This is a genomic window from Methylocaldum gracile (assembly GCF_053646815.1).
This window is the reverse complement of sequence record NZ_CM132196.1, coordinates 2421369-2438308: the sequence shown is the minus strand read 5'-3', so window position 1 is coordinate 2438308 and position 16940 is coordinate 2421369. Positions and strand designations below refer to the sequence as shown.

The window sequence follows — 16940 nt, the reverse complement described above, 5'->3', positions numbered from 1 at the left end:
TCCGTCAGGCGGCGTGAGAAGGCGCGGTGCGGATCGGGCGGCGCCAGTCGATGCCTTCCAGCAGCATCGACAACTGGGCGGGGGTGAGGGATACCGTGCCGCCCGTCGCCTGCGGCCAGACGAAGCGGCCCCGCTCCAGCCGCTTGGCGAACAGGCAGAGTCCATCGCCGTCCCACCAGAGCAGTTTGATCCGGTCGCCGCGTCGCCCGCGAAAGGCAAAAATGTGTCCGGAGAAGGGCTCGGCTTGGAGCTGGGTCTGGACCAGGGCGGCCAAGCCATCGAAGCCGCGGCGCAGATCGGTCACCCCGGCAGCGATCCAGATGCGGGTGCCGGACGGAGGCGCGATCATGGGCCCTTGAGACTCGCGAGGACGGTGCGCAAGGTCGCCGCATCGACGGAACCTTTCACCTGAACCCGCGTACCCCCGAGTTCGATGGTGATGGTGCCCGGTGGAGCGGATACCGTAGCTTCGCGCGCTGGCGCGGCCAATGCGGGCGTCATCGCCACCGGTAATAAGGTCGGCCCCGGCGGACCGGCCGGGGCGTTCCGGTCCTTAAGGTAGTGTCGGCGCCATTTGAACAGTTGATTGGCGTTGATCCGATGCGCCAGCGCAATCCCCGCGACCGAGGCGCCCGGCTGTAGGGTCCGCTCCACCAGTTCGCGCTTGAACTCAGGCGCAAACCGCCGCCGGCCCAAGGTATCCATCGCCACCACGCCCGTTGTGAAGTCAGCATCGTGAGTCATCAGTGCGTCCACCTCAAGAGTGCGTGGACACCCCATGCGTCCGCTCGCACCAGTGTCGCCTGAGTCTCTCAACCCGTCGAGACGGTGCTCGGCGGACGCTTACGAAGAACCCGGACTTCGGTCGATAGTTGATAAGGGTGGCCGCTCGGAGAGCGCAACTCCACTTCGACCAGATACGCACGATATTTGTCACAGGGCGCACGCACGAGAATGGCGGCGCCATTCCGCTCCGGATTGAGCGCCAGGCTACGACTCGACCAAGCATCGTTACGAAAGTCGCGATCCGAGGACTCGGCGGTCCAAAGACGTATCGCGGTCGGTTTCGCGTTGGTCTTGACCTGTATCATCTCGGTATCATCCCCCCGTTGCGTATGCGTCCATGCCAGCCTGGGCAGCGGATGATTGTCGGCGACCATTTCAAAAAAGCTTGCAAGCGTCTGCCTGGCTTCCAGAGTACTACCCGCACCGTGACCCGCATTCGGCGCCTGGAACAGCAGTTTGGGCTCGGGCAGGTCATGCCAGTAATGACGCAGCGAGTCGACTGTCCAATAAGGATCGTTAGTCCCTAGCAACAGCAACTTCGGCATTCTGTAACGTTCGCGATAAGCGTAGGGGTCCACCCACACGCGCAACCGCTGCAGAGGACTGTCGTCCAGGGCCCGATGCAGCCCCAGATCGGTGTAATCGTGGATATACTCGCTTTGCCGGCCATAGACTTTCTCGGTCCATTGCAGTTGCGTCTTGATGTTCAACATGTCGAACACCATGGGCGCGATGGCTTTGACCCGCCCATCGACGGCTGCCGTCAACCAGGCCGTCCAACCTCGTTTGGAGGCACCGGCGACCAGAAACTTCTCGATGCCGACACTCAATGTCCGCCCCACAAACTCCTGAACCGCATCCATGCCCCGCACCGCGCTTTTCACCATAGGGAAAAGCAACGGCCAGGTCTTGTCGTTCGTTTCCGCATACCGATCGAACGTATAAGCGACAAGCGCATCTTCGCTACGCCCATACAATGGTTGATTGGGAACGCCGGTAATCGCAGCCGCAATGGCTCCGGCTCGTTCCGCCACCGTCTTCAACAGATCGATGCTGGCGGCACCATCGTGGGTTATCAGAAGAAAGGCAGTCTTGGGATTACGCAGCTCGAGCGGCCGGACGATCACAAGACCGTGGCTCCACGTTTCGCCACGCCACTTCTGGGATATCAACTCCAAACGGATCAGCGTTCCCCACGGTTCTTGGGCTTCCGACTCATACCGCCAATGGTACGCGGTGTCCGGCGCATTAACATAGTCTTCGAGCGCTCCCGCCATTCCTCCTCCACTCCACAAAGGCGCTAGCAACATCAAACCAAGAACGAAACCACCCCGGCCAAAGAAATGGTGACTCGAGATACGAAGGTTCCTCAACCTCATGATCGATCACAATGCGTTTAGGCAATCGACCTATAGACCGACAAGCGAAGTATTTTCCGAGGTCAATCCAACGCAACGTCCTTTAGATCCGAACGAGCCCTTGGCTGCCCCGCCATAGCCAAGACAACTCTTTGTATTATCACATTTTTCTTTAATTCTTGAGGGAACTTTCGCCGCCGGATTTTGTTTAATGTTACATGGAAAACCGGTTATTTATTCACAGCATCTAAAGAGCATAACTTTGCCTAAATCAAGCCGGAATCAAGTCTTAGCCTTCGGTCCTGACCTATTGTCTTGCGCCAGGCTCAACGTCGCTTCCCGCTAAATCTCGGCCGCAAATTGTCACTGTAAGTGTATTTGGAGCGATTCCCCAGTGCCAATCTTCCACCCCCACCATATGACAGCGCTGTGATGCGTCGGCAGTAACCTGAGGCGCCTTAAATAACCACTCTTCGATCCGGATATTCCGGCAGCTTTTTTCTACTTCCCAGACGAGCGGTACAACGCCATAGCACCCCGCAAGCAAGCCTTGCCCCAGGGAAATGCATTAAAGGTGATGTGTACGGCAGGAGTAACCAAGTTATGAATCACGTAAAAGAACGCGAAGACACCGTAGACGCCCCAGCGGCTTCGATTCCGTCCACGGCCTATCTCGAACACGAAGAACAGCCCGTGGCGAGCCCCGAAAAGCCGACAGCGCGAAAAGTCGCGAGGAAAACGGCAAAGGCCGAACTACCGAGCGTTTCCCCTCTGGATTTGCCGAATGATGTATTCGAAGCGGGACTGGCGCGGCGCAAGCATAATCGTGCGGCGATACTCAATTGGATAAGGGAAGCCTTGGTGGAAGGCACGGACTACGGCCGCATTCACCTCTTCAATCGGGAAAGATGCGCCTTTGCCAGGCGCGGCGAAGCGGAGTCGTGCCCGATCAACAGCCACTGGAGCAAGCCGAGTCTATTCAAGCCGGGTGCCGAAAAAATTTGCGGGATGCTCGGAGTGACGGTGCATTATCCCAATCTCACCGCCTATGAGCAGGCCGCCCTGTCGGGACAGCGTCTCGGTACGATCATTCTCCGCTGCGAACTGCGAGACAGTCAGGAACGGACGGTCGCGGAAGGCATTGGAGCACGCAGCGTGCAGCAGGACAATGGGGACCTGAATAAAGCCCTCAAGATGGCGGGAAAGTCGGCGCATATCGATGCGACTCTGCGGATGGCGGGCTTAAGCGAAGTGTTTACGCAAGACCTTGAGGACATGCAGCTAGGGCCGGCCTCGAAGCCACAAGCCGCTGTTACTACCGGCAAATTCACCGAGGGCGAAGGCGATGCCAACGATCGGATTCCGGCCGAATCGACACCGTCTTCGGAAGCTGGCGGCCGGGGCTACAGGTTCTGCAGCCTTTCCCTCACACAGATCGAGCAATTGGAGACACGGATCAAGGAACTCGGCTTGGACCGCGAGCGCGTGCTGCGTTGGGTCAAAGCCGCGAGCAAGAACAAGTTGAACGCGTTCGAAGAGTTGACGCCTGAAGTCTACGATAGGCTCGTTCAGAAATTGGAAGACTGGGCTAAACCGGACGCGACTGAGAAGGGGTAAGCGGCGTGGAAACAAAGCTTTATGAGATTGCCGAGCAATACCAGGAAGCCTTGAATAACCTTACGGATCTGGATTTGCCTCCGGATGTGATCAACGACACATTGGAAGCACTGACGGGCGAGATCTCGCTTAAAGCATGGAACATCGCTGCCGCCCTCCTGCACATGGAGGGCGAAGCCGAACTGATTCGTCAGGCCGAAGAGCGGATGAACCGGCGACGCAGAGCCTTGGAAACTCGTGCGGCCGGTTTAAGGCAATATCTCAAGATTCAGATGGAACGTATCAATATACGTGAAATCAGGAGTCCTCAATTCATTATCAAAGTCAAACAAAATCCGCCGAAAGTAATTCTCGATGATGAGTCGGCTATCCCCGAGACATTTAAACGCGAGGAAAGCGTGGTTCATATTGACAAAAACGGAATCAAACAAGTGATCTTGTCCGGACAGGCGGTTAAGGGCGCTCATCTTGAACAAGAAACCCGGCTCGATATTACTTGAGAAGCGGTGTCGATTTACGACAACGAACGATCCGAAAGTATTCGAGAGTCAACCAAATTTATTGCGTTTTCGTTACATTAGCGTTACGGATGTCGCGACACAGATATACCCCGAAGAGTGCGACTGCCGTAATGCTATACGGGAATATAGTTACCTACGGGCGATTACTTATGGAATTAGGTGCGGAAAGATAGTTTATTTATCGTACCAAGGAGCGGAGCTGAAGCCGTTATTGATGGATATATGTTTTGACCTTCGGCGCACATGTTATTTGAGTGGGTATTGAGGAGTTATCTAGTGAACAGGAAATTGTATGTCGGAAATCTGAATTACGGCCTTGGAAACGATGATCTGCACCAGCTTTTTGCGCCACATGGTACGGTATACTCGGCCCATGTGATTATGGATCGGGAAACAGGGCGCTCCAAGGGTTTCGGATTCGTGGAAATGGGCAGCGCTCAGGAAGCTCAGGCCGCGATTGCGGCCTTGAACGGCAAGGAGGTAAGCGGCCGCAGCCTAACGGTAAACGAAGCCCGTCCTCCCCAAGACAGAGGTGAGCGCAACGGCAGCTCCAACCCTTTCGTTACCGCAGCAAGGCGTAACGGGAGTTATAACGACCGCCGTAGCTAATCAGCACAATCGACTTCGAGCGCCGGCCGGTTCAACGGAATCGGTCGGCAGCCTCAGCCAACCGGTCCCGTCTATCCCTCGGGTAATTTCTTCAGCTTACGAACATCGGGCATCGAGTCACCGAGTTCGCAACGCGGCGGCGAGGTCCTGCGCCAAGGCGTCGAGCGCCCGGCTTTGCGCGGTTGCCAACCCTACGTAACTGCTATTCGCGGCAGGGATAGCAACGTTAGTATGTCCGCGGCGGACCGCCGTTTCGTCATTCATTTTGATCGTCCACAGCGCTTCGAAAACGGCTCTATCTTTCGGGCGAAGTTCAAATCGGGAAATATCTATGAGAATCCGCACATTCGGATCAAGAGACGTCGATTGGGCGTAGGCGGTTACCGTCGCATCGCCAACCAGACGGGAAAGGCGAGCGGCCAGTGCGCTCGTGATTTCGTCCTTCAACGGCGCTGCCCAGCGATGCTGCTCCAGAACCTCGACTTCATGTTCGCCCTTGGTAACGACTAGCTGGGGCTGATCCAAAGCGGCGGGAATCGTCACCGGCCCCACCACGATTATTTTCGCGCTATCGCTCAGAGTGCCCCGTGCGGCCACCAGGTCGTTCGCCGGCATCAGCGTATAGAAACGTGCCGGCGCGGAACCGCCACACCCGGCGAAAAGACTAACGAATATCGTCATCCACAGAAAACGGATCATGGCTGTTTCTCTTTACCCATAAGAAGCGATTCCGGATGGCGCTCCAGATAATCCAACATCACGCGTAACGATTGAGCTGCCCGGGAAACCTCGTTCAGCGCGTCGCGCGCATCGTGCTGGAGCGGTCCGTCGGTGGCAAGCGTCTTCTGGGCTTCGGTCAGGGTCCGTCTAGCGTCGATAATCGTGGTCTTCATCTCCGGCATCAGCTCGCGATCCAAATTGGAGGTCAGCCGCTCCACGCTCTTAAGTGTCTGATTCAACGATGCCATGGTTTTCCGCAGGTCCGCGGTGATCTCGTCGAGCGGTAATTTGTCCAGTTTTTTCACGATATGTTCCGCGCTGTCCGAGAGCGATTGCAAAGTGCCCGGCATGGTCGGAAACTCAGGCGGGTCCCGCGTCCAGTCCAAATGTGCCGACGGCGCAGACGGGAAGAAGTCGAGAGCGACATAGAGTTGCCCCGAGATTAGGTTGCCTGTGCGCAATTGCGCACGAAGCCCTTTCTCCACCATTCGGCTCAACTGTCTCTCCACGGCCTCGCGGGTCGTGGTGATAAGTTCGCGTTTTTGATTGCGTATCATCCCACCCCAACTCAGGCCGATATCGACCGCAATACGGAAACGGTGGTTCTGCGTATCCCACTCGCCCCGGATGCCGGTGACCTCTCCGGCAGGCAAGCCTCTAAAATCGAGCGGCGCACCGACCGAAAGCCCTCGTATCGTTTCGTCGAAATACAAAACCATCGCGCGCCGTTCGGTTTTGGGTGGCGCGAAGGCCGCGGACCGATTGGCGTAAAGGGTAAACGCCGTGTTTTCCACCGCAGGCTCGACTTTTCCGTCGCCGGCCGGCATGGCGAAAGCGATTCCGCCGAGCATGATGCTCATCAGCGACTCCGTGTCGATCTTGACGCCATTGGCATCGAGTGTTAAGTCGAGACCGCTGGCGTGCCAAAAACGGGTGTCGGCGGTCACGAACCGGTCATAGGGCGTTTCCACGAAAACTTGTATGGTTACACCGGTCCCCGCAGGATCCATTTCGAAGCCCAGCACCTTGCCAACCGCAATGTGCCGGAAATAGATAGGAGATCCTACATCCAAAGAGCCCAGATCCTCGCCCTTGAGAGCGAAGCGCCGGCCCTGCAGATCCGATGTTAGAATGGGCGGGACGTCCAGACCGCGGAATTTGTATTTCCGCTCCGTCGAACTCCCCACGTCCAAGCCGATATAAGAGCCGGAAAGCAAAGTACTCAAACCCGAAATGTTCCCGGCGACCACGCGCGGACGCACGATCCAGAAACGGGTGTCTTTCACCAGCCAATCCTCGGTTCCGTCACGCATTTGAGCGGTGACGATGACGCTGGTCCGATCTTCGCTCAGGGCGACATCGGCGACTTTGCCCACCTCTACGTCCCGATACTTGATAGGCGTTTTGCCCGGCTCCAAACCCTCGGCACTCATGAAAATAAGGGTGATCACAGGGCCTCGTTCCGAGATCGCTTTCCAGGCCAGCCAGGCACCGATCAGCGCCGCAACCAGCGGTATGACCCAAACGACGGAAAAGGCGAACCGGCTCGGCGGCGCTGCGACCGCCGTCGGCAACGCATCGCCCTTGTCGGTCTTCGAAGCGGAATTTGAATCGTTATCTCGAATGAACATTTTCTTGTACGGAATCCCATATCAGTCGCGGGTCGAAGCTCATGGCGGCAACCATGGTGAGCACCACTACGGCGCCGAAGGCAATGGCTCCGGGCCCGGCTTGGACCGCCGCCAGAGGGCGCACATCCACCAGGGCCACCAGCATGGTAACGACAAAAATATCCACCATCGACCAACGGCCGACCTTTTCGGTCAGCCGATATAGCCGGGTGCGGTCCAGCGGCCGCCAGCGCGATCCGGTCTGAACCGTCACCAAGAGTAGAGTGAGAGCCATCAGTTTCAGCAGCGGCACCATAACGCTGGCAAAGAACACCAGCAGTGCCAAAGGCCACGATCCCGATACCCACAGATAGATCACCCCGCTCATGATGGTGTCGACTTGAGCCCCGACGATCGAAGAGGTGGACATGACCGGCAACACATTGGCCGGAACATATAAAATCATGGCGGCGATCAGGAGAGACCAGCATCGACCGACGCTGTTCGGTTTGCGGACGTGCAGCACGCTACCGCACCGAGGGCAGTGCTGCTCGTGCTTCCCGGCCGGGGCATAGGAAAGCATTCCGCAGGCATGGCACGTCAAATAGCCGGCCCCTGAGTTTTGCTGAGTGGCGACGGGACAGCGCCGCCCCAACCGCGCCCAAATCTCTTCGCTATCCAACGAGGCAGCGGTCGCCGCCATCACGAAAATAAAACCGCCGAAAAGCCACAGCGACCAGCCCGGCTGAACAGTCGCCATGTGAGCGAGCTTGACCAGGGAAACCAGGATGCCCAGCATCAGGACTTCGATCATGCCCCATGGCCGCAGCACCTGAATCAATCTGAACACGGCGGCCTGACCCGGCGGCTTCTTATTCAGCTTCAGCGGCAGCAGCACATATAACAGTCCCAGAAGCTCCATGGCCGGTACCACAATGGTGGTAAACAGAACCAGGCCGGCCATCATTCCCATGCCCTGCTTCTGCAACTCGAGCACGGCACCGAGAAGCGTCGCCTCCGTGTGCTTGCCCTGGATGCTCAGCCCCAGAATAGGGAACAGATTGGCGACCGAAAACAGAATGAATGCCGCAAGGGAAAAGGCCAATGTCCGGTCCAGGGTGTCTTTCGGCGCATGATAGAGCTGCGCTCCGCAGCGGCAGCAGCGGGCGCTTTGCCCCGGCGCAAGCGGGACCTTGCGTTGCAAAAGATCACATTCGTGGCAAGCGCAGAGGTTTTCTAAATCGCCGAAGGCAGGGACAGCCGGCGCGGCGGGAACAACAGACGAACACACGAGAGAAAAGTCGTGGAATGAATGGCTTTTAAAAATCTGAAATGATGTGTTTACTTACTTAAAAATCCCCCTGATTCCGGAGAGCGGCGCAAAAGGTCCGAACGCACACCGGATAATACCTTAAGCTCCGCCGGAGAGGCGTCGCGTTTCCGGTGCATTCCTTAAATGACGGTCGATCCGTTTATCCGCCGATGAGAACAGTCGGCTGGCCCACGACGATCACACCGCCGTGGGCGGTCATGTCGCCCATGCGCGCCGCCGGCTGACCGCCGATCATCACCGTGGCCGAACCCTGAGCAATGGTATCCGGCGGTCCGACACAGGTTACCACATCGCCGACCCGAGCGGCGGGCAAAGAACCGATCAGCACCGTGGGCGCGCCGGGAGCCGTGATCGGCCCTCCCACATGGGGTTTGGGGCCGTCGAACATGGGACAGGTATGCATATCGGTGAGGCGGGCCGCGGGTTTGCTCATATTGCCCTCACTGTATCAGTCATTCGATCGCGCCATTACGCATTCGCACCGGCAAGCTTGGAGGCCAACCGGCCGTTGCCGCCGCAGGCAATGTCGATGCCCTGCGCCAAGAAGCGTTGGTACTTTTCCGGCGCTTTTTCCGGCTCGTTCTGAACCGCAGCCAACATGACCGCTCCGGCAACGGCTTTCCCGGTAAGATTGTCCGCGGGTGGAACGGCCGGCGCATCCGGTGGAGCCATGCTGCCCCCGCTCCAGAACGCCGCCACCGCCGCCCAGCTCCCCGCCCCTTGGAACTGATGCGCCTCCGCCGCAGCAAAAGCCGAACGCCGATGTTCCTCGCTGGGTTTGTAAACCCAGCGCTCGGCGAGTTCGAGCGGTTTTATCGCTGGCGAAGCAGGATCATTGGCTAAAGCGCTGCGGGCGCATAGGCAGGCCCACCAGGTCGACTCCCGTTTCGGAAGCGCCCGTGCGAGGAATTTAACGGCCTCGGGATACAAGGCGTTTTCCATAAGGAGGCGTAAAAAGCCAGCCGGGCTCATTTCGGGATTCAGCAATCGGAGTGCGGCTTCGTCGAGGTCGATATCACGGCACACGGCCGCGGCGTTGGGCGCAGAGACCTTGGTGAAAACGGGTTCAGTCATTTTGCTTTTCAGTCTCGGAGATTACAACTCGGTTAATTAATCATGACGATACCGCCCTTGGCGGTCAGCATTCCGTCGCCCTTTACCGTCGTCATGGGCGATTTCAGTTCCGCCATGCTGGTTCCCTCGATATTGACCATCATGCCTTTGATCGTGATGCCGCTTTGATCAATCTTGATACTGTTCTGCCCGACCTTGAGTTCGATCGACTGCATCGCCTCCAGCGTGCTTTTGCCCAGATCGATCTTGGTCTCCTGATTCCCCTGTTTGATCGACAAGGTGTGGTTGCCCATGTCCAGCACCACTTCCCGATTGCCCTGCTTGAGCTGCAGCTTGTCGTTGCCCTGCTCCAGGGTCGTCGTCCGGTGATTGTAGATGTCTATCGTCTGATCGCCGGGGTCCTTCTTGTCGAAACCGACCTTGAGCGTGGCGCTGTTTTCGACAACCACATTCATGTCTTTCTCGGCATGGATATAGATTTCCTCCTTCCCCTTATCGTCCTCCATGCGGATCTCGTTGAAATTGTCCTGTCCCCCGCCCTTGCTGCTGCGCGATTTGATGCCGGTTTGCGTGGCCTTGCCGGGCAAGGCATAGGGCACGGTCTGCTCCGCGTTGTAGACGCGGCCGGTAATGATCGGCTGATCCGGATTGCCTTCGAGAAAATCAACGATCACTTCCTGGCCGATACGGGGTATCGCAATCGCGCCCCATCCTTTTCCCGCCCACGGCTGGGACACCCGCACCCAGCACGAACTGGTCTCGTCCCGATTCTCCGCGCGGTCCCAGTGAAACTTGACCTTCACGCGTCCATATTGGTCGGTCCAGATTTCCTCGCCCGATTTGCCGACCACTATGGCGGTTTGCGGCCCGCGAACCATGGGTCTCGGCGTGCGATGGGCGGCACGAAACTGCTGCGTCTTGGCAATGGCGGAAATGCCGAGCTTCTCCGCGAAATCGCCGGCCGAGTCGCTCGCCGACTTATAGCGGTTGGATTGCAGCCGGAATTCCATTCCGGTAACCACGTATTCCTTGTTCTGATCCTGCCGGGGATGATCGATCAGCTTGAACAAGGCTCCGACTTCCAGGCCCGCGACGTTACCCTCGCCCGAAAACCGCTCGTAATCCGACTGGAGCGCCTCCAACCGCACTTTCGAGTAATGCGACCCGTCGGCATTCGCAACGTATCCTCCCGGATAATCGTATTGTTCGTATTTGCTGTAATCGTCCTCCGTCGGCCGGTTTGTCTTTTCGATCAAGGAGGCTTTGGGCTTTTCAAAGTCGAAATCGTTGACCGTGTAAGTCCCAGGCTGAATAACCCGCTTGAAGGACCAGGCGAAGATGTGATCCCGGAGCCGCCGTTCTTGATTCTCCGGGGGAAAGAAAGGGACTTCCGCATACCCGGAAACCGCCGAGTGGGCATTGGCGGAATCGATGAGATTGAGAATGTGCTTGTCGCTTTCGTGCTTGAAGAAATAGTAGATGCCTTCTTCTTCCAGGAGCCGATTGACGAAATCGAAGTCGCTTTCGCGATACTGTACGCAGTATTCGCGCTGCCGATAGGTTTCGCTCAGCGATTCCTGAATGTCGCCGCTGAAGCCATGCTCCTCGAAAATGGCCTTGACGATCTCCGGTACGGTTTTGTCCTGAAAAATGCGGCAATTCGTCTTGCGCGTCAGAAACCATAGCCACGGCCGCAAAACCGCCCGGTAATGCGCGAATTCGCCGAGATCGGGTTCCTGGCTGAATTGAACGGCATAGCCGTTGAAATAACGTTTGCCCCCGTTGGAAAGTTCAAGCGCGACGGTCAGTTTCTTTCCCAGAACGTCCTTGGCGGCGATATTCCGATTCTCGCTGAGCAAATCCACTTCAAGCTCGAACGAGCGGCTGAATTCCTCCCGCCCCTGCATTCGGAAGAACAACAAGACGTCTTTGCCCAAAGGACTCGTTACGGAAGCGGAGCGGAAATCCTGGGTGAACGACATAAAACTAACCCATTAGAATGATTGGAGACAATTTGTCGAATACTAACAAACCTGGGATATAGACCGATGATTTCAGGCGATTCCGCCCGAGACACCTTTCCGGTCGCAGCGAGCAACCACCGAATTCAAGACCGCGCGGCAACGATCAGAAACCCTTCCACAGGCACACCGGCCTCGTAGCGCAACATCTGCTGCTCGCCCCTCCGAAGGGAAAGCCCGGCGCTTTCCAGCTCACGTTGCAGGTAATCCTCCGTATGGCTGTAACGCCCGTGGAGATTGATCTTGTACCCTTCGGACGGCCGCTCGTCGTTACGTTCCACCGTGAAAATGAAGTATCCGCCCCGGCGCAGTGCCCGCCCTACCCGCTCGAAAACCGCGCTCAAATCGCCGAAATAAACCAGCGTATCGGCGGAGACGATCAGGTCGAACCGATCCGTGTGCCGTCCGATGTAGGCTGTTAATTCACTCTCGATCAAATCGTCGTATTGCCGTCTGGCATGGGCCTTCTCCAGCATTTTGACGGACAGATCCACGCCGGTCAGCCGACGCGCATAAGGACGCAAGAATTCCCCGCACAGCCCGGTCCCGCAGCCGGCGTCGAGCACTTCGAGGTCGACTCGATCCCGATCGTACAATGCGGCGACGGCTTCCTTGACCAAACCCGGAGCCCGATAATCGAGCCCCTTGAGCACGTAATCGAAACTATCGGCAAAGCTGTCGAACGTCATGCGGACGTAGTCGTCCGAAGCGCGCGCCGGGACGTCCGTCCCGGCATACGAATGCAGCCGGTGCAGCGCCAGAGGATTGGTCGGATCGTGTTCCAGCCATTGACGGATCGTGGGCAATGCTTCCTCGACCAAGCCTTGCAGGTACAGCACATGGCAAAGATTTTCGTAATCGTCCGAGCGGTACGGCCGGAGATTGATCGCTCTGCGGTAAGCCTGGGCGGCCTCCCCGAATTTGCCCTGCTTCCGGAATACGTTTCCGAAATTGTGATAGAGCTCGGCGTTGTCCGGCATCAGTTCGATCGCCTTGGCGAATTGCTCCGCGGCTTCCTCGAAGCGCTCCAGATCCTTGAGAACGGTGCCGAGATTGTTGTGCGCAGCAACGTTTCCGGGATTCAGCTCGATCGCGCGCCGGTAGGCGTCCACCGCCTTTTCGGGCTTGCCGGCCTTGTTATAGATGTTGCCGAGGTTGTTGTACGCATCGGCATAGGTCGGCGCAATGGCGATGGCCTTTTCGATCGACTCGACGGCCAGATCGTCTCTGCCTCTCCGATGCGCGAGGATGCCGTAGAAATGAAGAATTTCGGGAATGTCCGGATAATTCTCCAGTAGTACGCTGAAAATCCGCTCGGCGTCATCGAGGCGATTCGCTTGCAGCAAGCGAATCGCACCGCTCAACGCCAACTCGGGGGTTACTTCCTCGATGCGGAAATCTGACGGTTCGTCGTCCAACATAGATCAACTTTCGGAATAGTACAGAGCGTGGAAATTCGGGCCTTTCTTTTTCAGCATCGCCGACGCTTATATCGGAGCGGGAAGCGCACGATTGAAGGCCAAATAACAGGGTCTACAGACCCTTACCGGGCCGGTTTCACGTACGTGCCCGGGCCGCTGAACCGGAAACGTCAACCGGACGCGGTCGGGCGAACAGACGTCGCAAACATTCTTGCCGCACAAGCGGCAGTGATGACGCCACCGGACCGGAAATACTCTGCTGAATTCCTTATTGCATACCCGGCACGTGTTCGTCGCGCTATCCGGTTCCCAGTTCGGTATCCAGGGAGGACAGACAATCACCGGCAATAGAGCGGCCGTATATCCGTTATAAAATATCACCTTATGCTGGAATCTCATCCAGAATCTCTTGACGTACCGCAGTTCGCGGCTGGTGACGTTATAGCCATAATCCCCGGTTTTATCGAAAATACCGGATAATTCACCCATTCCGTCCAGGTGAAAATGGATTTTTCCGCCGCCATGCGCCAGCGAATATTCAAGCGCGGTTTTGGACCACCTCGTACCCATTTCAAGGCCTTCGGTATCCGCTTTTGTGGTGGCACCTAGGCTATATTCTTTGTTTGTTCCCCCTACGTCGACGCCGCCCAGATGCGCACCCGCCGGAAACTGGCGGTGCTTAATGGGCCTAGCCTGGTTAAAGTTTTGGAACTTCGTGTCGTCCATGCCTTTGAGCCCGCGCGCTCTCGCATTTCCCCAGTGTATTTCCCAGTCATCCTCCGCGGTTCTCCCGCCTCGCCGCTTGATATCGATGGTTCTTGGGCCAAGGCCGACAAGGTCGGCCTCCACCGGATTTCCGCGATCGAGATCCCGATAAAGATCGGCATTGTCGGCCTCATCGATATTCATACCAAAATGGATATCTTCCATATCGCTTAATGCAGTATTATCCGCGACCTTTATCTCGGGTATGGGTTGCCCTCCCATCGTCGCCGGGAATACTCCTTTCGTATTCGGTTGTGCTAGCGGCATTTATGTAATCTCCATTCGAAATAACGCCTAATAGAAAATGAATCGGGATTAAAGGAACACAAGAGGAAATTATAGAAGCTACTTAGCTCATCCTATGCATCTCTGGGGTCGAAATACGATCCGGATGATACACAGGATGGGTTTGGCCTTGATCTACGGACCTTACACCGGATATCTCGGACATCCTAGATTGCCTTTGTAAGTCCGCTATACCGGTATCTCGCGTCAATTGCTCAAGTGGAAAACCTGATAAGTGTACAGGTCCCGCTTTCCGCTGCTGGCCGGGGTAAAACTGAGTTTTTTGGCCGATACCGTTACACCGGTGCTGGTTGTCCAATCTTTCGGAGCTTGCCCAAGCGAAGCATTGACCACACAGTTTGCGATTCCGAAATCCCATGTCAGGTGTTTTTCGGTATTGATCGCCCAGGTGTGGGATGTCGTTTCTGCGGTCTCGAACGATTTGATGACCACGTCTTTGAATTTTTCCATGGGTATCCGGTCGAGAATAATGCACGTATTTACTTGCGTAGGAGCTCCTTGCAAAGGGTTATCGGGTCCCTTTCCGCTATTGCTGCGGGATGTTGCGTACGCCCCTGTCGGTGTATTCGTAAACCCGCCGCAAGCGCAGCCGGATTCGACACATCTGTTGGTATAGGTGGTGCAGCCGCATTTTATTCCGGCACCAGTGTCTTCCTTGCATGCGCAATTCGCCCCACTCCCGGTCTTGTGTTTTGCCGGGCCATGCCCGCAGTTTGTACAGGCGTGAGAGATCAGATAGTGCCCGCAAGTGCACCGATAGGCTTCTGCACGGTGTTCCAGCGCCTTCCGAAGTTTTTGATTGAGCTTGATCAATTCGGCCTGGAGCCAGAAGTCCATTTCTCTGCCGGGCGGGTCGCCGGCCTCCTTTGAGAGGAAGAAGGCGATCTGTGCGACCTCATTGGTTTTCTTGGAGTAAGTAAACAGGTGCTTTTTGAAAAAGTTCTTGTCGAACTTGATCATGATATCGACGCCGCCCGATCCACCGAATACCCACTCCTGGTCCAGGGTAAGCTTTCTGGTTAGTCTCGTCTCAGTGAGACCCGTCGGCGTGTAGTTCTTGTACGCCACCAAATCACGAGCAGTCTGCTCGGCCATGCTTTCTCCTAATCCCCGTCGGGGCTCACGTGCAGCATTTTATGCCGCGTTTTTTGAAAAAATGACCCGAACCCGTACCCAAATCCCTGATCCGGGACACTCAGTGCCCTCGATCGATGGGATTCGCCTCCATCGACCGAATCAGAAAACCCGAGCCAATTCGCCGTGTTCGTGCGTCCTGCGCCGCGCTCCAGCCCGTCGGACGCCCCAGTCGCCTAGTGCTTTTCGGTGACCGTGCGATCCTTGAGATTGACTATAAACGTGCGCCCGCGCTCGTCGCGTGCGATCAACGTCTCGGACTTCTTATCGATACGCAGTTCCTCGATATAAACCTCCTGTGCATCGGTTTCCTCGTGGGGGTCGTACTGCGTGGTATACAATTGCAAGGTCCAGAGTTCCTGACCGCTGGCTTCGTCGACCGCCGCGATAACGCCGCCGCTCTGTCCGAAGCCTCGTGAGCGCGCCGCACGCAGTTGCTCGTAGCGTATGCCTTTGTGGGTGACCGGCTTCGCCGCCGGCGCACGTCTCTTGGAAGATTCCATGCCTGACTCCTTTATTTGGGGCAGCGTAGCTGCGTCGCCCCATGCGAATATAGGAAACACCGTCGCAGCCACGATGATGAGCTTACAAAGTCTTTGCCGGAAAAGTGTGCACATGGGGCAATCGTCTGGTTTAGCTTAGTGCTTCCTTGATCGCACTTTTGGGAATCGCGCCGACAAGATCACCGGCGAAGTAAGCCCAGCTATCGGCGTTGTTCAAGGCATCTTCGGTTTTGAATCCGTTGCCGGGCTTGAGTCCGTCGTAGTCGTAACGGATGTCTTCGGTCTTAACCAGCTTGTGGGATAATTCGTGGACTACCGTCAGGGCGCACAGCCACAGCTTCGGAATGTTTCCGAGACGCGTACGCTTGCCGGTGCGCAGAAACAATTCGTAAATGTAGATCACCGGCATGACGTCCAAGCTGTTGACCGAGGCGAAGGTGTTTTTCATCGACCCGTCCGCGCGCTTGTGGGGACGGTCGGAAAATATCACCTTGCCGGAATTACAGGCCGCTGTGATCTTCTTGAATCCGTCGAGCAGTTTGCCCCGGCTGGCATCGAGATCACCGGCCTTGGCACCGTCGGTGTGAAACCAGCGGCGGATCGTGTCGTTCGCATCTCCGGACTTGCCGCTCAGCTTGACCTCCACATCGGAACTCCACTTGCGGGCGAGCTGAAGCGCGTCGGACATCATCTTCCGATTACCCTCACCGAACACCTCGCGCCAGTGGTTGAGCTCCGATTTGAGTTGGGCTTCGTTCCTGCCGGCGAAGAGATCATAGGTCCACTTGCCATAGTGCTTCGGAGAGTCGACAACCCATATGCTCTGGTTACCTTTCTTCGCCACCAGATAGAAATGCCGGAACTGCTTGATGCACGCCGCACGGTCTTGGTAGCCGGAACTGCCGGTCTGACAGGCGCTGAGGATCTCCTGGGACTGCGCGCGGCCGCTCAAGGCTTTCCCCTTCGCGGCTTCTTCCAACTGCTTGCGCAGCTTGTCGAGTACCGGTGCGGCATCGACCGACGGACCATCGGATTGAAGCAGCTTCTTCAATCCGGACTCGATGTCTTTCCAGTCCTTTTGCAGCGATGACGTCTTAAGCAACTCGATACTCTTGTCATAGACTTCGGTGAACACGTCCATCCGAATTTCCCCCTCAGGTTC

The 16940-nt window shown here is 56.8% G+C and carries 17 protein-coding genes; 3 read left to right on the top strand and 14 right to left on the bottom strand.

The genetic code is table 11. The annotated features are described in order from the left end of the window. Positions 1–4 precede the first annotated feature (4 nt). The 3 genes from tnpB to ACWJJK_RS10750 form a co-directional block, all read right to left on the bottom strand. Entirely contained in the window at positions 5–349 is a 345-nt protein-coding gene (gene tnpB, locus ACWJJK_RS10760) for an IS66 family insertion sequence element accessory protein TnpB (protein ID WP_077732713.1), read from the bottom strand. Continuing rightward, complete coding sequence (gene tnpA, locus ACWJJK_RS10755) at positions 346–744, bottom strand: IS66-like element accessory protein TnpA (protein WP_077732813.1); 399 nt, start codon at positions 742–744, stop codon at positions 346–348. The genes tnpB and tnpA overlap by 4 nt, the downstream gene beginning before the upstream one ends. Positions 745–812: 68 nt before the next feature. Then, on the bottom strand, positions 813–2063 hold the full coding sequence (locus ACWJJK_RS10750; protein WP_454128986.1) for a PhoPQ-activated pathogenicity-related family protein: 1251 nt from the start codon (positions 2061–2063) through the stop codon (positions 813–815). A gap of 684 nt (positions 2064–2747) precedes the next feature. On the opposite strand from ACWJJK_RS10750, the gene ACWJJK_RS10745 reads away from it, so the two are divergent. The 3 genes from ACWJJK_RS10745 to ACWJJK_RS10735 all read left to right on the top strand — a co-directional run bounded on the left by ACWJJK_RS10745 (position 2748) and on the right by ACWJJK_RS10735 (position 4891). Then, positions 2748–3761 carry a hypothetical protein gene (locus ACWJJK_RS10745; RefSeq protein WP_347257334.1) on the top strand — a complete coding sequence of 338 codons (1014 nt, stop codon included), beginning with the start codon at positions 2748–2750 and terminating at the stop codon, positions 3759–3761. Between the two features lie 5 nt (positions 3762–3766). Next, positions 3767–4261: a siphovirus Gp157 family protein gene (locus ACWJJK_RS10740; protein ID WP_077731029.1), complete on the top strand. Its 495-nt coding sequence runs from the start codon at positions 3767–3769 to the stop codon at positions 4259–4261. Positions 4262–4558: 297 nt separating this feature from the next. Beyond that, a complete protein-coding gene (locus tag ACWJJK_RS10735; RefSeq protein ID WP_086133961.1) occupies positions 4559–4891 on the top strand; it encodes an RNA recognition motif domain-containing protein in 333 nt (110 codons plus the stop codon). A gap of 117 nt (positions 4892–5008) precedes the next feature. On the opposite strand, the gene ACWJJK_RS10730 is transcribed toward ACWJJK_RS10735, so the two are convergent. The 11 genes from ACWJJK_RS10730 to ACWJJK_RS10680 all read right to left on the bottom strand — a co-directional run bounded on the left by ACWJJK_RS10730 (position 5009) and on the right by ACWJJK_RS10680 (position 16919). After that, entirely contained in the window at positions 5009–5590 is a 582-nt protein-coding gene (locus tag ACWJJK_RS10730; RefSeq protein WP_454128984.1) for a PqiC family protein, read from the bottom strand. Then, entirely contained in the window at positions 5587–7242 is a 1656-nt protein-coding gene (locus ACWJJK_RS10725; protein ID WP_210023975.1) for a PqiB family protein, read from the bottom strand. Before ACWJJK_RS10725 ends, ACWJJK_RS10730 begins: the two co-directional genes overlap by 4 nt. Then, positions 7226–8512, bottom strand: coding sequence for a paraquat-inducible protein A (locus tag ACWJJK_RS10720; protein ID WP_347257333.1), 1287 nt, complete (start codon positions 8510–8512; stop codon positions 7226–7228). Before ACWJJK_RS10720 ends, ACWJJK_RS10725 begins: the two co-directional genes overlap by 17 nt. Positions 8513–8693: 181 nt before the next feature. After that, complete coding sequence (locus tag ACWJJK_RS10715; RefSeq protein WP_077731024.1) at positions 8694–8987, bottom strand: PAAR domain-containing protein; 294 nt, start codon at positions 8985–8987, stop codon at positions 8694–8696. A 35-nt stretch (positions 8988–9022) separates the two neighbouring features. After that, positions 9023–9628, bottom strand: a complete 606-nt coding sequence (locus tag ACWJJK_RS10710; RefSeq protein WP_077731023.1) for a DUF6931 family protein — start codon at positions 9626–9628, stop codon at positions 9023–9025. A 32-nt stretch (positions 9629–9660) separates the two neighbouring features. Continuing rightward, a complete protein-coding gene (locus tag ACWJJK_RS10705) occupies positions 9661–11610 on the bottom strand; it encodes a type VI secretion system Vgr family protein (protein ID WP_077731022.1) in 1950 nt (649 codons plus the stop codon). A 125-nt stretch (positions 11611–11735) separates the two neighbouring features. After that, on the bottom strand, positions 11736–13070 hold the full coding sequence (locus ACWJJK_RS10700; protein WP_156880897.1) for a tetratricopeptide repeat protein: 1335 nt from the start codon (positions 13068–13070) through the stop codon (positions 11736–11738). A gap of 66 nt (positions 13071–13136) precedes the next feature. Continuing rightward, positions 13137–13979: an FYVE zinc finger domain-containing protein gene (locus ACWJJK_RS10695; RefSeq protein WP_347257331.1), complete on the bottom strand. Its 843-nt coding sequence runs from the start codon at positions 13977–13979 to the stop codon at positions 13137–13139. Positions 13980–14327: 348 nt separating this feature from the next. Further along, a complete protein-coding gene (locus tag ACWJJK_RS10690; protein WP_077731019.1) occupies positions 14328–15236 on the bottom strand; it encodes a DUF2934 domain-containing protein in 909 nt (302 codons plus the stop codon). A 215-nt stretch (positions 15237–15451) separates the two neighbouring features. Beyond that, positions 15452–15778, bottom strand: coding sequence for a hypothetical protein (locus ACWJJK_RS10685; RefSeq protein ID WP_077731018.1), 327 nt, complete (start codon positions 15776–15778; stop codon positions 15452–15454). 130 nt (positions 15779–15908) lie between these two features. Next, complete coding sequence (locus ACWJJK_RS10680; protein WP_156880899.1) at positions 15909–16919, bottom strand: M35 family metallo-endopeptidase; 1011 nt, start codon at positions 16917–16919, stop codon at positions 15909–15911. Between the last annotated feature and the right edge of the window lie 21 nt (positions 16920–16940).